Source organism: Gymnodinialimonas phycosphaerae (assembly GCF_019195455.1).
In the GTDB taxonomy this organism is placed as follows: Bacteria; Pseudomonadota; Alphaproteobacteria; order Rhodobacterales; family Rhodobacteraceae; genus Gymnodinialimonas; species Gymnodinialimonas phycosphaerae.
In genome coordinates this window covers 1084488-1100570 of record NZ_JAIMBW010000001.1, presented here as the reverse complement: position 1 = coordinate 1100570, position 16083 = coordinate 1084488, and the positions used below count along the sequence as shown (strand labels likewise).

Sequence of the window (16083 nt, the reverse complement as noted above, 5' to 3'; positions counted from 1 at the left end):
GAAGGCGACGAGTTAGGGTCGGGAAACGAAACCCGCCGCCGGGCTTGATCAAGCGGGCCTGGCGTCAGGACATATCCACCTTTGCCAACACGGTTTCCGTCGCGCGGGCCAGTTTGTCGACGACTTCGTCCATCTGCGCCTCCGTCATGATGAACGGCGGGGCCAGAAGCACGTGATCGCCGTGCTTGCCATCGCGGGTACCCGCCATGGGGTAGCAGGCGAGGCCCTCGGCCATGGCGGCTTTCTTCAGCTTGCCCGCAAGGCCATGGTGCGGGGCAAAGGGGGTTTTCGTCGCGCGATCCGCAACAAATTCTATGCCCCAGAATAGCCCGCGTCCCCGGATATCGCCCACATGGGGCATCTGCGCAAAGCGATCACGCAGGCGCGCCTCGAACGCCGCGCCTTTTGTTCGCACGCCCGCGATCAGGTCACGCTCCAACATCTCTTGCAGAACCGCACGCCCGGCGGCAGCCGCGATGGGGTGGGCAAGGTAGGTGTGGCCGTGCTGAAAGAACCCGGTCCCATCTGAGACGGCTTGGTAGATCTGTTTGCTGCACAGCATCGCGCCAATCGGCTGGTAGCCCGCGCCAAGACCCTTGGCGATGCACAGGATATCGGGCGCAATCCCGTCTGCATCGCAGGCGAACAGATGCCCGGTGCGGCCCATGCCGCACATGACCTCATCCAGGATCAACAGCACACCGTGGCGGTCGCAGATCTCACGGATACGGGTGTAGTAATCGCCTACTGCCGGCACCGCGCCCAAGGTCGCGCCCACGACGGGTTCGGCAATGAAGGCCATGACGGTGTCGGGGCCTAGGCGCTGGATTTCATCCTCCAACTCCTGCGCAGATCGGGCAGCGTAGGCGTCCAGCGTCTCGCCCTCTGCGCGTTCGGCGTATTCATAGCAGGGCGCGATGTGATGCACATCGATCAACAGAGGTGAGAACTGCTCCCGCCGCCATGCATTGCCGCCCGCCGCCAAAGCGCCGAGGGTGTTGCCGTGATAGCTTTGCCGCCGCGCGATCAGGTGGCGGCGCTGGGGCTGGCCGTTTTCCACGTGGTACTGGCGGGCCAGTTTGATCGCCGATTCCACCGCTTCCGATCCGCCGGAAACAAAGTAGACGCGGTCCAGGTCGCCGGGGGCGTGGTCGATCAGAATATCCGCCAGCTCTTCCGCCGGGTCGGTCGTGAAGAACCCGGTGTGGGCATAGGCCAGCGCGTCGACCTGGTCCTTGATCGCCTGCTTCACCCGTACGTTGGAATGGCCAAGGCAGGACACGGCAGCACCGCCGGAGCCATCGAAATAGCGTTTGCCGGTCGCGTCGATCAGGTAGCAGCCATCGCCCGCAACGGCGGTGGGCAGCTCGGCATGGCAGTGGCGGGGAAAGACATGTGACATGGGGTCAGCTTTCACTGGAGGAGGGTTTCATCCAAGCGCCATCCGGGTCGCAGATAGGGCCGAGGACAACTTTGGCAGTGTAGTGCGTGCCAGCGATATCGAGGGTGACTTGCGTACCATCCGCCAGGGGCGCGCGGACATGGCCCAGGGCGATGGGGCGCCCAACACGGTGACCGAAGGCGGCAGAACTGGTTTCGCCGATGATCTTGTCGCCGGCGTAGATCGGCTCATGCCCTAGCGGGTTGGCGGATACGTCGTCGAGGACAAGAGAAATGACGTGGTTTGTTGCCCCGTTTGCGCGCGCGTCCGCCAAGGCCTCCGCCCCGATGAAGCCGCCCTTCTTTCGGGTCGCGAAATCGAGGCCGGTGGCGATGGGCGTGACGTCGCCGTCCAACTCGTGACCCATGGCACAAAAGCCCTTCTCGATCCGCATGGACGTCTGCGCAAACAGGCCTGCGGGGACCGCGCCCGCGTCCGTCAAGGCCTTGTAGATGGCGGTAGCATTCTCGGCCTTGCAGGTGATTTCCCACCCGGCCTCGCCCACATACGACATCCGCGCTGCGCGGACATGTTTGCCCGCAATGTGCGCGCCCGCTTGTTTGAAATACCCGATGTCGTGCAACTCAGGCGCGCCGACCTCCGCCGCGATGCGCGCGGCTTCGGGGCCCATCAGAGCAAGGACGGCGTAGACCTCGGTGGTGTCGGTCAGGGTCACGTCGAAGCCGTCGGCATGGCGGCGCAGCCAGGTGAGGTCGCGCTTAATGGCGTTGGTACCGACGAACAGGCGGTAGAGCGTGTCGGAAATTCGCTGTGCCGTCAGATCGGACTCGAAGGTGCCGCGATCGTTGAGCATTGCCGTGTAGATGACGGACCCCGGCGCGCGGCCCATGTAGCCGGCGCAGACGTGCAGCAGGAAGGCCTCCGCATCCGGGCCTTCCACGTCGATCTTGCCGAAGGGAGAGGCGTCGTAAATCGCCGCCTTGGTATGGGCGGCGTGAACCTCGGCTGCGACATTGTCGTGCCAATCGGGGCGGGCGAAGGTCATCGCGGGCTCGAACGTCTTGCCGAAATAGAGCGGGCGTTCCCAGCCATAGACCTGCCCCATATGGGCCTTCGCGGCGCGATATTCCGCATCCAGCGGCAGCAGGCGCAGGTCGCGCGTAGTCTTCAACTGCTTGCCGGGATAGGCGATGTCGTAATGGGTGCCCAGGATTTCCGGCGCGCGGGCCATGAGATGTTCGACCGAGTTGAACACCGGCGCGAAGCGCTTGGCGTCCGCCTCTCCCAGATCATAGGCAGTGTGGCCATGCACGATGGCGTGGGCGAGGTTCATCCCCGCGCCGCCACCCGATGCCATGCCAACGGAGTTCATGCCGGTGCCAAGGAAGAGGCCCTTGGTTTCCGCCGTCTCGCCCAACATGAACGCGCCATCGGAGGTGAAGGACTCTGGCCCGTTCAGCAGCATCTTCACCTCTGCCGTTTCCAGCGCGGGCAACCGATGCAGGGCGTTCATCATCATTGGCTCGAAGTGATCCCAATCCTCGCCCAGAAGGCCGAATTCGAAATTCTCATCCAGCACGCCCGGCTTGATCGCCTTGCCCATCGGCTCAAAACAGCCCACCAGCAACCCGCCGCTATCGTCGCGGATATAAAGGTGGCTGTCGTGGTCGCTGAGCGTGGGCATATTGCCGGTGATCCCATCGATGGGCTTGGTCAGCAGGTAGAAATGTTCACACGGCCAAAGCGGCACCTCGGCGCCCGCCATGGCACCCAACTCGCGCGACCAGAGGCCCCCGCACAGCGCAATCGCGTCGCACATCACGGTGCCTTGAGTGGTTTCAACGCCCTTCACGCGGCCGTTTTCGGTCAGGATGCCGGTGACGCCCGTGTCCTCAAAAATTTTCGCCCCAAGGCCCTTGGCGGCCTTCACCAGCGCGGCGCAGACGTCCGAGGGGCTGACACGGCCATCGTCCGGCGACCAGACGGCACCGAGAACATCTTCGCCGTTCATAAGCGGCCAACGCTCTTGCGCCTCGCCTGCCGAGATCTCGGTTACGTCGATGCCGAACGCCTTGGCTAACGCGCCTTGGCGGCGGACGTGAGTGAGGCGATCTTCAGTGGTGGCAATCGACAGGGACCCTTTCTGGATCCAGCCCACGGATTGGCCGGTTTCTTCCTCAAGCTGTGCGTAGAGATCGACCGAGTACTGGATCATCCGTGTCAGGTTGCGCGAATGGCGCAGGGCGCGGACCTGCGCCGCCGAATGCCACGTGGTGCCAGAGGTCAGCTTGTTACGCTCCAGCAGGATCGCATCGGAGACGCCCATCTTGGCGAGGTGATACAGCGTCGACGTGCCCATGATACCGCCGCCGATCACGACGACAGAAGCCTGAGAGGGAAGAATTGGGGACATGTTCTGGAAACCGAATGATTGCGCCAAGCGTTGCGAAAACCCTGGGCGCAAATTACACGATGCGTCAATTCCTCTGTATTGATAACATCTGTTATTAAGCTTCCGAGGATGATTCGATGGACCCGACCCTAAAAAACCGTTTGCTTTCAGACATTAGGCAGGAGGCGGCCGGGTTCTCTCCCCAACTCAGACATGCGGCGAAGTACGTGGCGGACAATCAAGCGGACTTCGGACTGGACCCGATCCGGGAAACCGCGCGTAAGGCGGGGGTGTCCACCTTCACCCTGGTGCGCCTGGCCAAACTGTTGGGGTTCGACCGCTTCGATGACCTGCGAGAGCCGTTCCGCCACGCGCTTGTGTCGCACACCGAACAGGTCGAGGGGCGCGCCTGGCTGGACCAATGGCGCGAGGATTCGCCAAGTGCGGCCTATCAGGCGGATGCGGCGGCGAACTCTTTGTCCGTCGTGCAGCGGTCATTGCAGCGCCAAACGCCCGAAAAACTGCAACACGCCGTTCAGATGATGTTGCAGGCGCGGACGGTGTATCTGACCGCGATGCGCGCGTCCTACGGATTGGCTTACCACTTTCATTACGTGGCACGCATGGCATTGCGATCAATGGAACTTGTGCCGCGCCATATGTCGACTGCCATCGACGAATTGAAGGACGCAGGCCCCGGCGACGTGTTGATGGCGATGACCTTCAGCCCCTACAGCCTTGAGACGATCGAGGCTGCCGCCTATGCCAAATCCAAGGGCGCGAAGCTGATCATGGTAACCGACAGCGAAATCATGGCCCCGGGGTTGGAGCCCGATTTGACGCTTCTGGTCTCGACCCTCTCGACGCATCATTTTGCCTGCAACTCGGGCGCCATGGCTTTGTTAGAGATCCTTCTGGCGATGATCGTGAAGGAAGGCGGCGAGGGGGCCCGCGCGCGAATCGCGGACTACGAGGCATTGCGCCGCGATCACAGCGCGTACTGGTCCGCCCCGAAAAAACATTAGTTTTTGCAGTGACTCCCTACGCGGATCAGATCACGGTACCGTCATAGCCCCGGCGACGGGGTCAGATGGCGGGCGCAGACCCGCGCTATCTCAAACAAGGAGAGATTCCATGACATTCCAGAAAACCATGTTCGGGGCGACGACCGCGGCAGCACTGCTGTTGTCCGGTTCCGCTTTCGCGCAGGACCAGCAGTTCATCACCATCGGCACCGGCGGTGTGACGGGTGTGTATTATCCCACGGGCGGCGCAATCTGCCGTTTGGTCAATGCGGGCCGCGACGATCACGGGCTGCGCTGCTCGGTCGAATCCACCGGTGGCTCTGTCTACAACACCCGCACCATCCGCGAGGGTGAGCTGGACTTTGGCGTCGTGCAATCCGACGTGCAGGCCGCAGCCCTGACCGGCGAGGGCGCGTTTGTTGACGACGGCCCCTATCCCGAACTGCGCGCGCTCTTCTCCATCCACCCCGAGCCGCTGCACGTCATGGCGCGCGCGGACGCGGGCATTGCCAGCCCGGCTGATTTCCCCGGCAACCGCGTGAACATCGCCAACCCCGGCTCGGGCACGCGCGTGTTGGCCGAGACGTTGTTGCAATACTATGACATCTCCGTCGATGATCTGTCGCTGGCCGCCGAAATGGCCTCGGCCGAGCAATCATCGGCACTGTGCGATGGTAACATCGACGCCACGATCTGGGCTGCGGGCCTGCCCAACGGCTCCAGCCAGGAAGCGACATCGACCTGTGACGTGGTGATCCTGCCCCTCGCGGGCCCTGAAATCGATCAGCTTCTGGCCGATAACACGGCCTATGCAGCCGCCACGATCCCCGGTGGCATGTACTCTGGCAACCCCGATGACATCCCGTCCTGGGGCCCGCGCGCGACCTTCGTGACCGCAGCCGGTACGGCCGATGAGGTCGTCTACGCCGTCGTCAGCGCTGTGTTCGAGAACTTTGAAAACTTCCAGCGCCTGCACCCGGCTTTCGCCAACCTGACGCCGGAAGAGATGATCAGCTCGGGCATCACCGCCGAATTGCACCCCGGTGCGGCGCAGTACTACCGCGAGCAAGGCTGGATCGAATAACCAGCTGAAAAACACAAGAGCCGCCCGAGGGGAAATCTCGGGCGGCTCTTTGCTATTGAGGAAACGTGCTTGGGGGACAGGGCATGAGCGACACTCAGACAACCACGGCAGGCGAGGACTTCATCGCCGAGGCCGACACCGGTGCCCGCGCACCCCGCAGCGGCTTCAACCGCGCCGTGTTGTGGACCGTGCCGTTGGTCTGGTCGCTGTTCCAGCTTTGGATCGCATCCCCCATCCCCTACGAGATCGGCTTCGGCGTCGTGAACAACGCGCAAGCCCGCTCCATCCACCTGGCCTTCGCCGTCTTCCTGGCCTTCGCGGCCTTCCCGGGCCTGAGGCCCGGTTCCGGCACCAGCCGCAGCCTTGTGGTGCTGGTTGGCAGCTTCGTCACCGCCTATCTGGCCGTGCTCGTCGGCTGGCTGACGGTGCAATCCTACATCAACGGCGTCGAAGATCCGCTGGAATTGCTGGTCGAGATGGGCACCGGCTGGTTGACCCTGATGCTGCCGTCGTTCCTTCATGTAATCGCCGTGCTGGTTCTGACTGCCGCCCTCTATCCTCTGGTCACGCGCACCCCGCGCGACAGTATCCCGGTTCTCACGTGGGTCGTTGGCCTGATCGCGACGTTCACCGCAGGCTATCTGTTCCTTGCCTGGGACGGCCTCGCCGCGCGTTCTGGCGCGCCGTCCAGTCTTGATATCACGGTCGCTGTTGTCGGCGTTGCGCTTCTGATGGAGGCCGCGCGCCGGTCGCTTGGCTTCCCGCTGATGGCCGTGGCGGGTGTGTTCCTGATGTATGTCTTCTTCGGCTCGTCCGAGTGGCTGCCCGATGTGATCCGCTGGCGCGGCGCCTCCATCGAGCGCGCGATGAGCCATATGTGGCTGACCACCGAAGGTGTCTTCGGGGTCGCTCTTGGCGTATCGTCGGGCTTCGTGTTTCTTTTCGTGCTGTTCGGCGCGCTTCTGAACCAGGCGGGGGCGGGCAACTATTTCCTGTCGTTGGCCTTTGCCACCCTCGGCCACCTGCGCGGCGGCCCGGCCAAGGCCGCCGTCATCGCCTCGGCCGCCACGGGCCTGATCTCCGGGTCTTCCATTGCCAACGTCGTGACAACGGGCACCTTCACCATCCCGTTGATGAAAAAGGTGGGATTCTCGCCGTCGAAGGCGGGCGCGGTCGAGGTGTCGTCTTCGATCAACGGCGTTCTCACGCCGCCCGTCATGGGGGCGGTGGCGTTCCTGATGACAGAATACGTCGGCATTTCCTACGTAGAAGTCGTGAAGGCCGCCATCGTGCCTGCCGCGATCTCCTACGTGGCCTTGGTCTACATCGTGCACCTTGAAGCCCTGAAAATGGGCATGAAGGGCACCAGCCGCATGAACCCGATCAAGTTCATTCTGGGGGCGATCCTGATCATCTGCACAGGCATCGTGATTGCGGGCGGCATCCTTTACACCGCCGGTATCCTCGTGGACCTGATCTATACGGCCTTGGGCGGCGCGGCCCTGCCGGTGATCGTGGTGGGCTTCCTCGTGGGCTATGTCGCCGCCGTGCGCTACGCGTCCCAAGGACCGGATCTGGAACTGTCCGTCGATAGCATGCAGCACCTGCCGCCCACCCGCGAGATTTTCAAATCCGGCGTCTATTACCTTCTGCCGATCCTGCTGCTGATGTACCTGCTGATGGTCGAGCGGAAATCCCCGGGCTTCTCGGCCTTCTGGTCGGCCTGCTTCATGATGCTGACGCTGTTCACGCAAAAGCCGCTGAAGGCCTATTTCCGGGGCGAGGGACAGATCAAGAAGCGCCTGATCGAAGGCGTCTGGGAAGTGACCGAAGGCTTGATCTCGGGCGCGCGCAACATGATCGGCCTGGCCTGCGCCATGGCCGTGGCGGGCATCATCGTGGGCTCTGTCACGCTGACCGGCGTGGGACAGGTGATGGCGGAATTCGTGGAATTCCTGTCGGGCGGCAACCTGATGCTGATGCTGTTCTTCGTGGCCGTCATCTCCATCATCCTCGGCATGGGCCTGCCCACCACGGCGAACTACATCGTGGTGTCGTCGCTGATGGCCACGGTTGTGGTAGAACTGGGCGCGCAAAACGGCCTGATCGTGCCGCTGATCGCCGTGCACATGTTCGTCTTCTATTTCGGGATCATGGCCGACGTGACGCCGCCCGTGGGCCTTGCCAGTTTCGCGGCCGCGGCCATTTCCGGGGGCGACCCGCTGAAAACTGGCTTCCAGGCGTTCTTCTACTCCATCCGCACGGCGCTGTTGCCGTTCCTGTTCATCTTCAACACGGACCTGCTGCTGCTGGATGTCACGCTGGTGCAGGCGATTTTCGTCTTCATTGTCGCGTTGATCGCGATGCTCGTCTTCGCGGCGGGCACGATGGGGTGGTTCCTTGTGCGATCACGGCTGTGGGAATCCGTCGTGCTGGTGATCGTGGCTCTGACGCTCTTCAGGCCGGGATTCTGGCTGGATCAGATCCAGGACCCGTACCTACAGCTTTCCCCAACCGAGATCTTCGAATTGGCCGAAGCCGCGCCCCCCGACGCGGATCTGCGTGTCGGCCTAGAAGGCATGACGCTCGACGGCGATTTCGTCTCATCCACCTACCTGCTGCCCTTGGGGGACGCGGGGCCGGATGGATTCACCCGCCTTTCGCAAGCCGCCGGTCTTGATCTGGTTGACCAGGACGGCACGATGATCGTGAATTCGCTGATGTTCGGCGGTGTGGGCGAGCAATTGGGCATCGACTTCGACTGGACCGTCACCACGCTGGAAGTCGAAAACGAGCGTATGCCGAAGGAGATCTTTTTCATCCCGGCGCTTTTGCTTTTGGGCCTGATTGCCCTGATCCAACGGGGCCGCATGCCCCGCGAAGAAGAGGAGGTCCCGGCATGAGCGCGCTCGTCCTTGCAGCCCTTGATCTGGCACACCCCGACCATCACGCGACACTTTTGCACAAGACCGCCCAGATGGCCGACTTGGAAGGCGCCGACATTGCCGTCGTCACCGTGATCCCCGACTTCGGGATGAGCATCGTCGGCTCTTTCTTCAAGGAGGGCGCCGAGCAAGAGGCACTCGAGGCGGCGGCAGCAAGCCTTCACGCGGTCACGCAGGATATCCTGGGGCAGGGGGCAAGCGCCCGCGTGAAACACATCGTCCGCCACGGCACCGCCTATGAAGAGATCCTCGATGCCGCCGAGAAGCACGGCGCGACGCTGATCGTCATGGGCGCACATCGGCCGAATTTTCAGGATTACCTGATGGGCCCCAACGCAGCCCGCGTCGCGCGCCACGCCAAATGCTCGGTTCTGGTGCTCAGGGACTGATCCGGTCGCCACCGCGTTGCAGAACGAAGCCTGCGCAGTAGTCGGTCGAACGGCACCCCCGTGTCCCAAGCAGGTCTTGCGTCATCCAGCCCCCAAAAGAGCGGACAATAGGGGGGAGCATACCAACGCCTTGAAGACGGGCGCCCAATACGAAGGGCTGTGAGTTCGAGCCTGTTCGCGGAAGACGCTTGCATGGTTTTTGGCCGCTGACATCAGCCCCCAGATTGAGAATTAGAATTGTGCCCCCGCATAGCTGGTCATACGGCAGCCGTGTCCTGCGTCGTCGCTATCGGGGATTGCCAATGCTGGCACGTGCCGCCGGTCATGCCAGCACGGACTTGCATTCCGACATCGCCCGTTGGACATATCACCTGCCGGGGCAGGCGCCCCGTGGAGGGCAGGATGGGGTTTTCCAGAACCAAGGACCGGGTTTTTGCAGGATATGAGACCATGTCGGGCTGGCTCTCGCGGCGGCCTCGGGCCGTGCGGATGGCCGTCTACAAGGTCTTTGGAGGGGCGTTTTGGGCCGCATACTGGCTACCGGGCAATTCCGTCCGGCCGACGATGGTGGCGTTGGCCAAGCGGGCGGGGGCGGGATCTGCGACGGCGCTCTTCCGCCGCTATGTGCGCCACTTTTTGACTGGCACCGATCTGGCCGAACGGGTGCGGCACGGGTTCGGCTCGGAATTGGACGGGCGGCTGGTGATCCCGGACAAAGCGCGTCTGGACGCGCTTTTGGCGGATCGCGGCGTGTTTCTGGCACTGCCGCACCTGCATGCGTCCTTCGCGATGGTGTACTGTCTTTCACACCAATACCCGATGTTGGCCGTCGTCAGTCTGACCCGCAACAAGGACCGCGCGCGGGCGCAGCGGGCGCTGTATGAGAAAGCGGGTTGCGAGATCCTGGACGTGCGCAGCGAAACCCCAAGCGCCGTGGCCCGTTCCATCCTTGGCGCGCTGAAGGCGGGCAAGATCGTAGTCGGCACCGTGGACCGCATCCAGCGCGCGCCGGAAGAGGCGATCGACAAGGCCCGCGACGTCGTGCGCGCGCAGGCCTTCGGCAGCCCGGTGGGCTTTGGCGGTTGGCCCACACGCTTCGCCGCCAAGGCAGGCGCGCCGATTGTGCCCGCGATGGTGGAACAGGCGGGCAACGACATCCGCTTGATCCTTGGCGATGCAACAGTTCCGACCGCAGACCTTTCCACCAGCACGCAGGCTTGGGCGGATGAATTGGAACGTCTGATCCGCGCGCACCCTCACGAATGGGCGTTCTGCCTCGACAAACATTGGTCACGGGTGCTGCGGGCGGAGTGAGTTGCGGCAGCCGCCGACACAAAAAAACGGCGCTGCCCGGGAGATGGGCAGCACCGTCTTGTTGTCCGGCGCGCGAGGGACAAGAACTTGCGCCGGATCGTTCAGCGCGGGGGACAAAGCCGCACTGACGTCTGCTGTGGGCTTCGCCGGGGGGACAAGCCCGGCGAAGACCGTTTCCCCGAAGCGGCAGTTTGGTCCTGAAAATACGAACCAACCGCTTCGAGCCCCGGAGGGGGGCCTCCGAGTGGGTTCGGTGACGGAAAATGCCGCTCCGAAACCCGGTGTTCCTGGCTGTAATTGCCATCACTCACGGAACACGCTTGTTTTGCGATATTCCGGGGCGTGGCGATAGATAAGGGAATCCTTACTGTCCATTAAGACATGTCGAAATGGACGGGATTACGCTCGGTCGCCCACCGATCCTGCCATTTGGGGCAGGCGGGGCGTGGGATCGTCACGCTCGTCGAGGCGGAAGATCTGATTGAGGATTGAAGCCTTGCGCACCGCTTGGGCTGTCGTCTCGACGCCCAAGGCGTCGCGGGCGCCGCGCAGGTGCTTTTCGATCGTGGCCACGTTCCGCTCCAACAGCAAGGCGATGTCGGCCATGGTCTTGCCGTCGGCCACAAGCTCCAAAACCTCGGACTGGCGCGGGGTCAACAGTTTGCGCTGCCCGGTGGCGGGCAGTTGCAGGATGCACAGGTGGGCGACATGGCAGATCGTCTCGATATCATCGCCGTGTTCTTGCCAGATCGCGTCGGCCTCATCCTGACCCATGCCCTTCTTCACCGCCAGGCCGATACCTGCGTTGGCGTTCTTGATCGCCATCGGGAAGCTGATCGTGTAACCGGCAGTAATCTCGTGCTTTTCGTTCATCGCGCGCATCGCGATTTCACCTTTTGAGGGCTCTTCATGGGCCATGGCCGTGTAGACATCCCGCCACGAAGCGGCGCCGACGTTCTCGGTCGCCCATCGCATCATCACCCCATCGCGGAACATGCCGCCGTCCACGTAGGCCTCGACGTAGTCGGAGGGCATGTTGGTCAGCAGCAGGGCGTCTTCGGGGTTGTCATAGAGGCCAGCCCCACGGAAGGCGTTGAAGCCGTAAAAGACCCGATCGAAGCCGTAGTCTGACAGCGTCTTGGTGTGGTGGGACCAAAGATCCTCGACCGAAGTCATTTGAAGGTAGCGGCGAAGACGTTTCATGGTGTGCTGCCTTTGAGGTGCTGAACCAGCGCGGTGAGGGCGAGGGGGTAGCCGCGCGCGCCGAAGCCCAGGATGAGGCCCACGCAGACCGGAGCGATCACCGAATGATGCCGAAACTCCTCGCGGGCGTGGGTGTTGGAAAGATGCAGCTCCACCGTAGGAAGCTGAGTGGCGCTGATCGCATCGCGCAGCGCAATGGAGGTGTGCGTATAGGCCCCGGCGTTGATGACGACGCCGTCGCTTACGCCGCGGGCGGCGTGGAAGGCATCGACCAGCGCGCCCTCGTGGTTGGATTGCAGGAAGTCGAGGTCGACGCCCAGATCGGCCGCGGTGGCGCGGCAGATGGCCTCGATATCAGCCAGCGTATCGGCGCCGTAAATTCCCGGCTCGCGCGTCCCCAGAAGGTTCAGGTTCGGCCCGTTGAAAACAGATATCTTCATGCGTCTAAATCCCTTTGAACGCACCATATATTCAAAACGCGCGTTGCGTCGAGTCGGTGCGTCGCGCACCGGGCTAATGGCGTTAATCGCGTGGTTGCGGGAACTCGACCGGGCCGCCTTGTGCTTCCCAAGTCGAGAAGCCTTCGCGCAGGTGTGCGGCGGCAAAGCCCATGTCCTGCAGCGTGGCCACCGTCAGGGCGGATCGCCAACCCGAGGCGCAGTGAAACACATACCGTTTGTCCGCCTGGCCGAAGACCGGTTTGAAGTAGGGGCTGTCGGGATCGACCCAGAATTCAATCATGCCGCGCGGGGCATGGACCGATCCGGGGATGAAGCCGCTACGCTGACGCTCACGGATATCGCGGATGTCGACGACAATCACGTCAGGGTCGGTCAGCTGCGCGATCAGATCAGCGGTCTCGACCTCGTCGATGCGGGTGCGGGCCTCGGCCACCATTTGGGCGGCGGTTTTGGTTAGGGGGGCATTGTCCATCGGGCGGGCCTTTCTGTCGCGGATAGCGATAACGCACATTGACCGCGCGCACGGCGCACCGCAACCTATCCCCAAAATATCGAAGAGCTGGCCCGTGTCTTGGCCAGCAAAAGGGACATCGCATGACATATCAAGAGACATATGCCGCCGCTGCGGCGGACCCGGAAGCGTTCTGGCTGGAGGCCGCGAAAGGCATCGATTGGATGCGTGCACCGGAACGCGCCTTCACCGAAGGCTCAGGCGCCTATGGCCGCTGGTTCGAGGGTGCGACCTGTAACACCTGTTATAACGCGGTCGATCGTCACGTGGCGGCGGGGCGCGGTGATCAGCCTGCGATCATCTACGACAGCCCGGTGACCGACACCAAGCGCACGCTGACCTATGCCGAGTTGCTGGACGAGGTTGCGACCCTTGGCGCCGTGTTGCAGGACATGGGCTTGGGGCAGGGGGACCGCGTCATCATCTACATGCCGATGGTCCCCGAGGCGCTTGTGGCGATGCTGGCCTGCGCGCGGATCGGCGCGGTTCATTCCGTCGTTTTTGGCGGCTTTGCAGCGGTGGAACTGGCCACACGCATCGATGACGCGGGGGCGAAAGCGGTAATCTCCGCGTCCTGCGGGATCGAGCCTGGGCGGATTATCGACTACATGAGCTTGCTGTCAGAAGCCATTGATATTGCGCAAAATAAAATCAAGACGTGCCTGATCTTGGAGCGCGATGTCCATGAGTGTGAATTGGTCGAGGGGCGCGACATCAACTGGGCCGAGGCGATGGCCGCAGCGCGCGCAGCAGGCAAGCGGACCGAGTGTGCCGAGGTCAAGGCGACGGACCCTGCCTATATCCTCTATACCTCTGGCACGACCGGCCAGCCCAAGGGCGTGGTGCGCGATACCGGCGGCCACATGGTGGCCTTGAACTGGAGCATGCGAAACATCTACGGCGTGACCCCCGGAGAGGTCTTCTGGGCCGCGTCGGACGTCGGCTGGGTCGTGGGGCATTCCTACATCTGCTACGCGCCGCTTCTGGCCGGATGCACCACGTTGGTGTTCGAAGGCAAGCCGATTGGCACTCCCGACGCGGGCACATTCTGGCGTGTGATCGAGGACCATGACGTGCGCGTTTTCTTCACTGCACCCACAGCGTTTCGCGCTATTCGGGGGCAAGACCCACAGGGCGAATTCGTCAAGAAATACGACCTTTCCGGCCTGCGGACGTTGTTCCTGGCGGGCGAGCGTTCGGACCCCACGACGCTGGCCTGGGCCGAGGCGCAACTGGGCGTGCCGGTCATCGACCATTGGTGGCAGACAGAGACCGGATGGGCGATCTCGGCGATCCCCATGGGGATCGAGGCGCTGCCGGTGAAGCATGGCTCTCCGGGGGTGCCGATGCCCGGCTATGACGTGCAGGTTCTGGACGACGCGGGCCATCCGGTGCCCAATGGAACCCTTGGCAATATCGTGGTGAAACTGCCGCTGCCGCCGTCATGCTTGCCCACGCTGTGGGATGCGGACGCGCGATTCCATTCGTCTTATCTGGCTGAATTTCCCGGGTATTACGCGACCTCTGACGCCGGAATTCTGGACGAAGACGGCTACCTGCACATCATGGCGCGCACCGATGACATCATCAACGTCGCGGGCCACCGGCTGTCGACCGGCGCCATGGAAGAGGTTCTGTCGCATCACGATGCGGTCGCGGAATGCGCGGTTGTCGGCAAGGCGGATGAGTTGAAAGGTCAGCTGCCGCTGGGGTTCTTCGTGCTGAAATCGGGCGTGACGCAAGCGCCTGATGAGATCGCGGCAGAGTTGGTCAAAAAGGTCCGCCACGACATCGGCGCGGTGGCCGCCTTCAAACTGGCGGTCTGCGTGAAGCGGCTGCCCAAGACACGCTCGGGCAAAGTGCTGCGCGCGACGATGCAGAAGATTGCGGATGCCGAGGATTTCAAGATGCCTGCCGCGATCGACGATCCGGCGATCCTCGATGAGATCAAGGCGGCGCTGGATGCGAAAGGATTGATCGGATGATTGGACGCATGGGAACATCGCGGCGCATGTCGAAGATCGTGAAGCACAACGGCGTCGCGTATTTGTGCGGACAGGTGGGCGAGGGTGCAACGGTGGCCGAGCAGACCACCGATTGCCTTGCACGCGTCGATGCGCTGCTGAAGGAAGCCGGATCCGATCGCACACATATGTTGCAGGCCATCATCTGGCTGGCGGATATGGCCGACTTCGCCGAGATGAACGAGGTCTGGGACACCTGGGTCCCGGAAGGTACGGCTCCGGCGCGTGCGTGCGGTGAAGCAAAGCTGGCGCGCGACGTGTTGAAGGTGGAGATCATCGTCACAGCGGCCATCAAATGAGGTGCTCAAGCTTGAGCAAGAGCTCAAGCCATTGATATCAAACGATATCCACGAAACTACATATTTAACATAATCATGATTACTGGCCAAATGGACTGCCTGATATGGACCTGAGAAAACGCCTCCCCCACGGGTATATCGACGCGCATCATCATGTTTGGGCGCCGGACAGCCGTGGTGACGAGATTGGCTATGGCTGGCTGCGCGACATCGGCGCGCCAAAACCGTTTGGGGACCCGACGCCGATCCAGCGCGACTACCTGATGGAGGAGTTTCTGGCCGAGGCCGACGTCAGGCCGCGTGCGTCCGTCCATGTGCAGACCGATGGCGCGTTGGCCCACCCGGTGGCCGAGACGCGCTTCGTGCAGGCCGAGGCAGACCGTATGGAACATACCGTCAAAATCGTCGCTCTCGTCGACCTGAGCGCCGATGACTTGACCCGGACCCTCTTAGCGCACGCTGAGAGCCGCGATTTCTGCGGTGTGCGCCAGATCGTGGCGCGGCTGGATCAAAGGCCTGATTTGTCTTTTGCGCCAAGGGATTACCTGAGCGAGTCCAAATGGGCGAATGGGCTCAAGGTGCTGGAGGACCGGGGCCTGACGTTCGATTTGCAAATGTATCCCGAACAGGCCGAGGCCGCGCTAAAGGCGTTTTCCGCGACCCCTGCCCTGACCGTCATTATCGACCACGCGCTGTGCCCCTATGATATGACGTCGCCCGCAGGCGTTGATCGGTGGCGCGAGGCGGTGCAACTGATGGCCGGGCGCGCCAATACCTTCGTCAAGCTGAGCGGGTTCGGGATGTACGACGGCGACTGGACCGGGTCGGACTGGGCCGCGTCCTGCATCCGCTTTCTGCTGGAGCAGTTCGGCGCGGAGCGCGTGATGTGGGGCAGCAATTATCCGGTTGAAAAGCTGGCGACGGATTATGAAACGTGTGCTGCAATCATTGCGGGTCAACTGAATGACGTGGACCGTGAGGCAGTATTTTTAAACACGGCATCAACGGCTTACGGGATAAAGTTAAGGTAATGC

The 16083-nt window shown here is 62.7% G+C and carries 13 protein-coding genes; 8 read left to right on the top strand and 5 right to left on the bottom strand.

From position 1 onward, the window contains the following. Window positions 1–64 precede the first annotated feature (64 nt). Together KUL25_RS05390 and KUL25_RS05385 are read right to left on the bottom strand one after the other, a co-directional pair. Window positions 65–1402 (bottom strand): aspartate aminotransferase family protein, encoded by a 1338-nt coding sequence (locus tag KUL25_RS05390; protein ID WP_257892001.1) that lies wholly within the window; start codon window positions 1400–1402, stop codon window positions 65–67. A gap of 4 nt (window positions 1403–1406) precedes the next feature. Beyond that, the gene (locus KUL25_RS05385; RefSeq protein ID WP_257892000.1) at window positions 1407–3815 is read right to left on the bottom strand and encodes a GcvT family protein; all 2409 of its coding nucleotides are present in this window, start codon (window positions 3813–3815) and stop codon (window positions 1407–1409) included. Window positions 3816–4021: 206 nt separating this feature from the next. On the opposite strand from KUL25_RS05385, the gene KUL25_RS05380 reads away from it, so the two are divergent. From KUL25_RS05380 to KUL25_RS05360, 5 genes are all read left to right on the top strand, one after another. Continuing rightward, window positions 4022–4819: a MurR/RpiR family transcriptional regulator gene (locus tag KUL25_RS05380; protein WP_345790936.1), complete on the top strand. Its 798-nt coding sequence runs from the start codon at window positions 4022–4024 to the stop codon at window positions 4817–4819. 109 nt (window positions 4820–4928) lie between these two features. After that, a complete protein-coding gene (locus KUL25_RS05375) occupies window positions 4929–5903 on the top strand; it encodes a TAXI family TRAP transporter solute-binding subunit (protein ID WP_257891999.1) in 975 nt (324 codons plus the stop codon). Between the two features lie 83 nt (window positions 5904–5986). After that, complete coding sequence (locus KUL25_RS05370; RefSeq protein ID WP_257891998.1) at window positions 5987–8806, top strand: TRAP transporter permease; 2820 nt, start codon at window positions 5987–5989, stop codon at window positions 8804–8806. Further along, window positions 8803–9237: a universal stress protein gene (locus KUL25_RS05365; protein ID WP_257891997.1), complete on the top strand. Its 435-nt coding sequence runs from the start codon at window positions 8803–8805 to the stop codon at window positions 9235–9237. Before KUL25_RS05370 ends, KUL25_RS05365 begins: the two co-directional genes overlap by 4 nt. Window positions 9238–9639: 402 nt before the next feature. Beyond that, window positions 9640–10551, top strand: a complete 912-nt coding sequence (locus KUL25_RS05360) for an LpxL/LpxP family acyltransferase (protein WP_257891996.1) — start codon at window positions 9640–9642, stop codon at window positions 10549–10551. A gap of 399 nt (window positions 10552–10950) precedes the next feature. On the opposite strand, the gene KUL25_RS05355 is transcribed toward KUL25_RS05360, so the two are convergent. The 3 genes from KUL25_RS05355 to KUL25_RS05345 form a co-directional block, all read right to left on the bottom strand. Beyond that, a complete protein-coding gene (locus tag KUL25_RS05355; protein ID WP_257891995.1) occupies window positions 10951–11754 on the bottom strand; it encodes a helix-turn-helix transcriptional regulator in 804 nt (267 codons plus the stop codon). After that, a complete protein-coding gene (gene aroQ, locus KUL25_RS05350) occupies window positions 11751–12194 on the bottom strand; it encodes a type II 3-dehydroquinate dehydratase (RefSeq protein WP_257891994.1) in 444 nt (147 codons plus the stop codon). Before aroQ ends, KUL25_RS05355 begins: the two co-directional genes overlap by 4 nt. 82 nt (window positions 12195–12276) lie before the next feature. Continuing rightward, window positions 12277–12687: a rhodanese-like domain-containing protein gene (locus tag KUL25_RS05345; RefSeq protein WP_257891993.1), complete on the bottom strand. Its 411-nt coding sequence runs from the start codon at window positions 12685–12687 to the stop codon at window positions 12277–12279. A 122-nt stretch (window positions 12688–12809) separates the two neighbouring features. On the opposite strand from KUL25_RS05345, the gene KUL25_RS05340 reads away from it, so the two are divergent. The 3 genes from KUL25_RS05340 (at window position 12810) to KUL25_RS05330 (ending at window position 16080) form a co-directional block, all read left to right on the top strand. Continuing rightward, window positions 12810–14711, top strand: coding sequence for a propionyl-CoA synthetase (locus KUL25_RS05340; RefSeq protein ID WP_257891992.1), 1902 nt, complete (start codon window positions 12810–12812; stop codon window positions 14709–14711). Further along, entirely contained in the window at window positions 14708–15049 is a 342-nt protein-coding gene (locus KUL25_RS05335; RefSeq protein WP_257891991.1) for a RidA family protein, read from the top strand. Before KUL25_RS05340 ends, KUL25_RS05335 begins: the two co-directional genes overlap by 4 nt. 104 nt (window positions 15050–15153) lie before the next feature. Further along, window positions 15154–16080, top strand: coding sequence for an amidohydrolase family protein (locus KUL25_RS05330; protein ID WP_257891990.1), 927 nt, complete (start codon window positions 15154–15156; stop codon window positions 16078–16080). Window positions 16081–16083: the final 3 nt, after the last annotated feature.

Excerpts from the sequence above, each read along its gene's own strand:
- KUL25_RS05375 (WP_257891999.1), top strand. The coding sequence starts at position 4,929 with ATGACATTCCAGAAAACCATGTTCGGGGCGACGACCGCGGCAGCACTG.
- KUL25_RS05370 (WP_257891998.1), top strand. The coding sequence starts at position 5,987 with ATGAGCGACACTCAGACAACCACGGCAGGCGAGGACTTCATCGCCGAG.
- KUL25_RS05385 (WP_257892000.1), bottom strand. The coding sequence starts at position 3,815 with ATGTCCCCAATTCTTCCCTCTCAGGCTTCTGTCGTCGTGATCGGCGGC.
- KUL25_RS05390 (WP_257892001.1), bottom strand. The coding sequence starts at position 1,402 with ATGTCACATGTCTTTCCCCGCCACTGCCATGCCGAGCTGCCCACCGCC.
- KUL25_RS05330 (WP_257891990.1), top strand. The coding sequence starts at position 15,154 with ATGGACCTGAGAAAACGCCTCCCCCACGGGTATATCGACGCGCATCAT.
- KUL25_RS05365 (WP_257891997.1), top strand. The coding sequence starts at position 8,803 with ATGAGCGCGCTCGTCCTTGCAGCCCTTGATCTGGCACACCCCGACCAT.
- KUL25_RS05360 (WP_257891996.1), top strand. The coding sequence starts at position 9,640 with ATGGGGTTTTCCAGAACCAAGGACCGGGTTTTTGCAGGATATGAGACC.
- aroQ (WP_257891994.1), bottom strand. The coding sequence starts at position 12,194 with ATGAAGATATCTGTTTTCAACGGGCCGAACCTGAACCTTCTGGGGACG.
- KUL25_RS05345 (WP_257891993.1), bottom strand. The coding sequence starts at position 12,687 with ATGGACAATGCCCCCCTAACCAAAACCGCCGCCCAAATGGTGGCCGAG.
- KUL25_RS05355 (WP_257891995.1), bottom strand. The coding sequence starts at position 11,754 with ATGAAACGTCTTCGCCGCTACCTTCAAATGACTTCGGTCGAGGATCTT.
- KUL25_RS05335 (WP_257891991.1), top strand. The coding sequence starts at position 14,708 with ATGATTGGACGCATGGGAACATCGCGGCGCATGTCGAAGATCGTGAAG.
- KUL25_RS05340 (WP_257891992.1), top strand. The coding sequence starts at position 12,810 with ATGACATATCAAGAGACATATGCCGCCGCTGCGGCGGACCCGGAAGCG.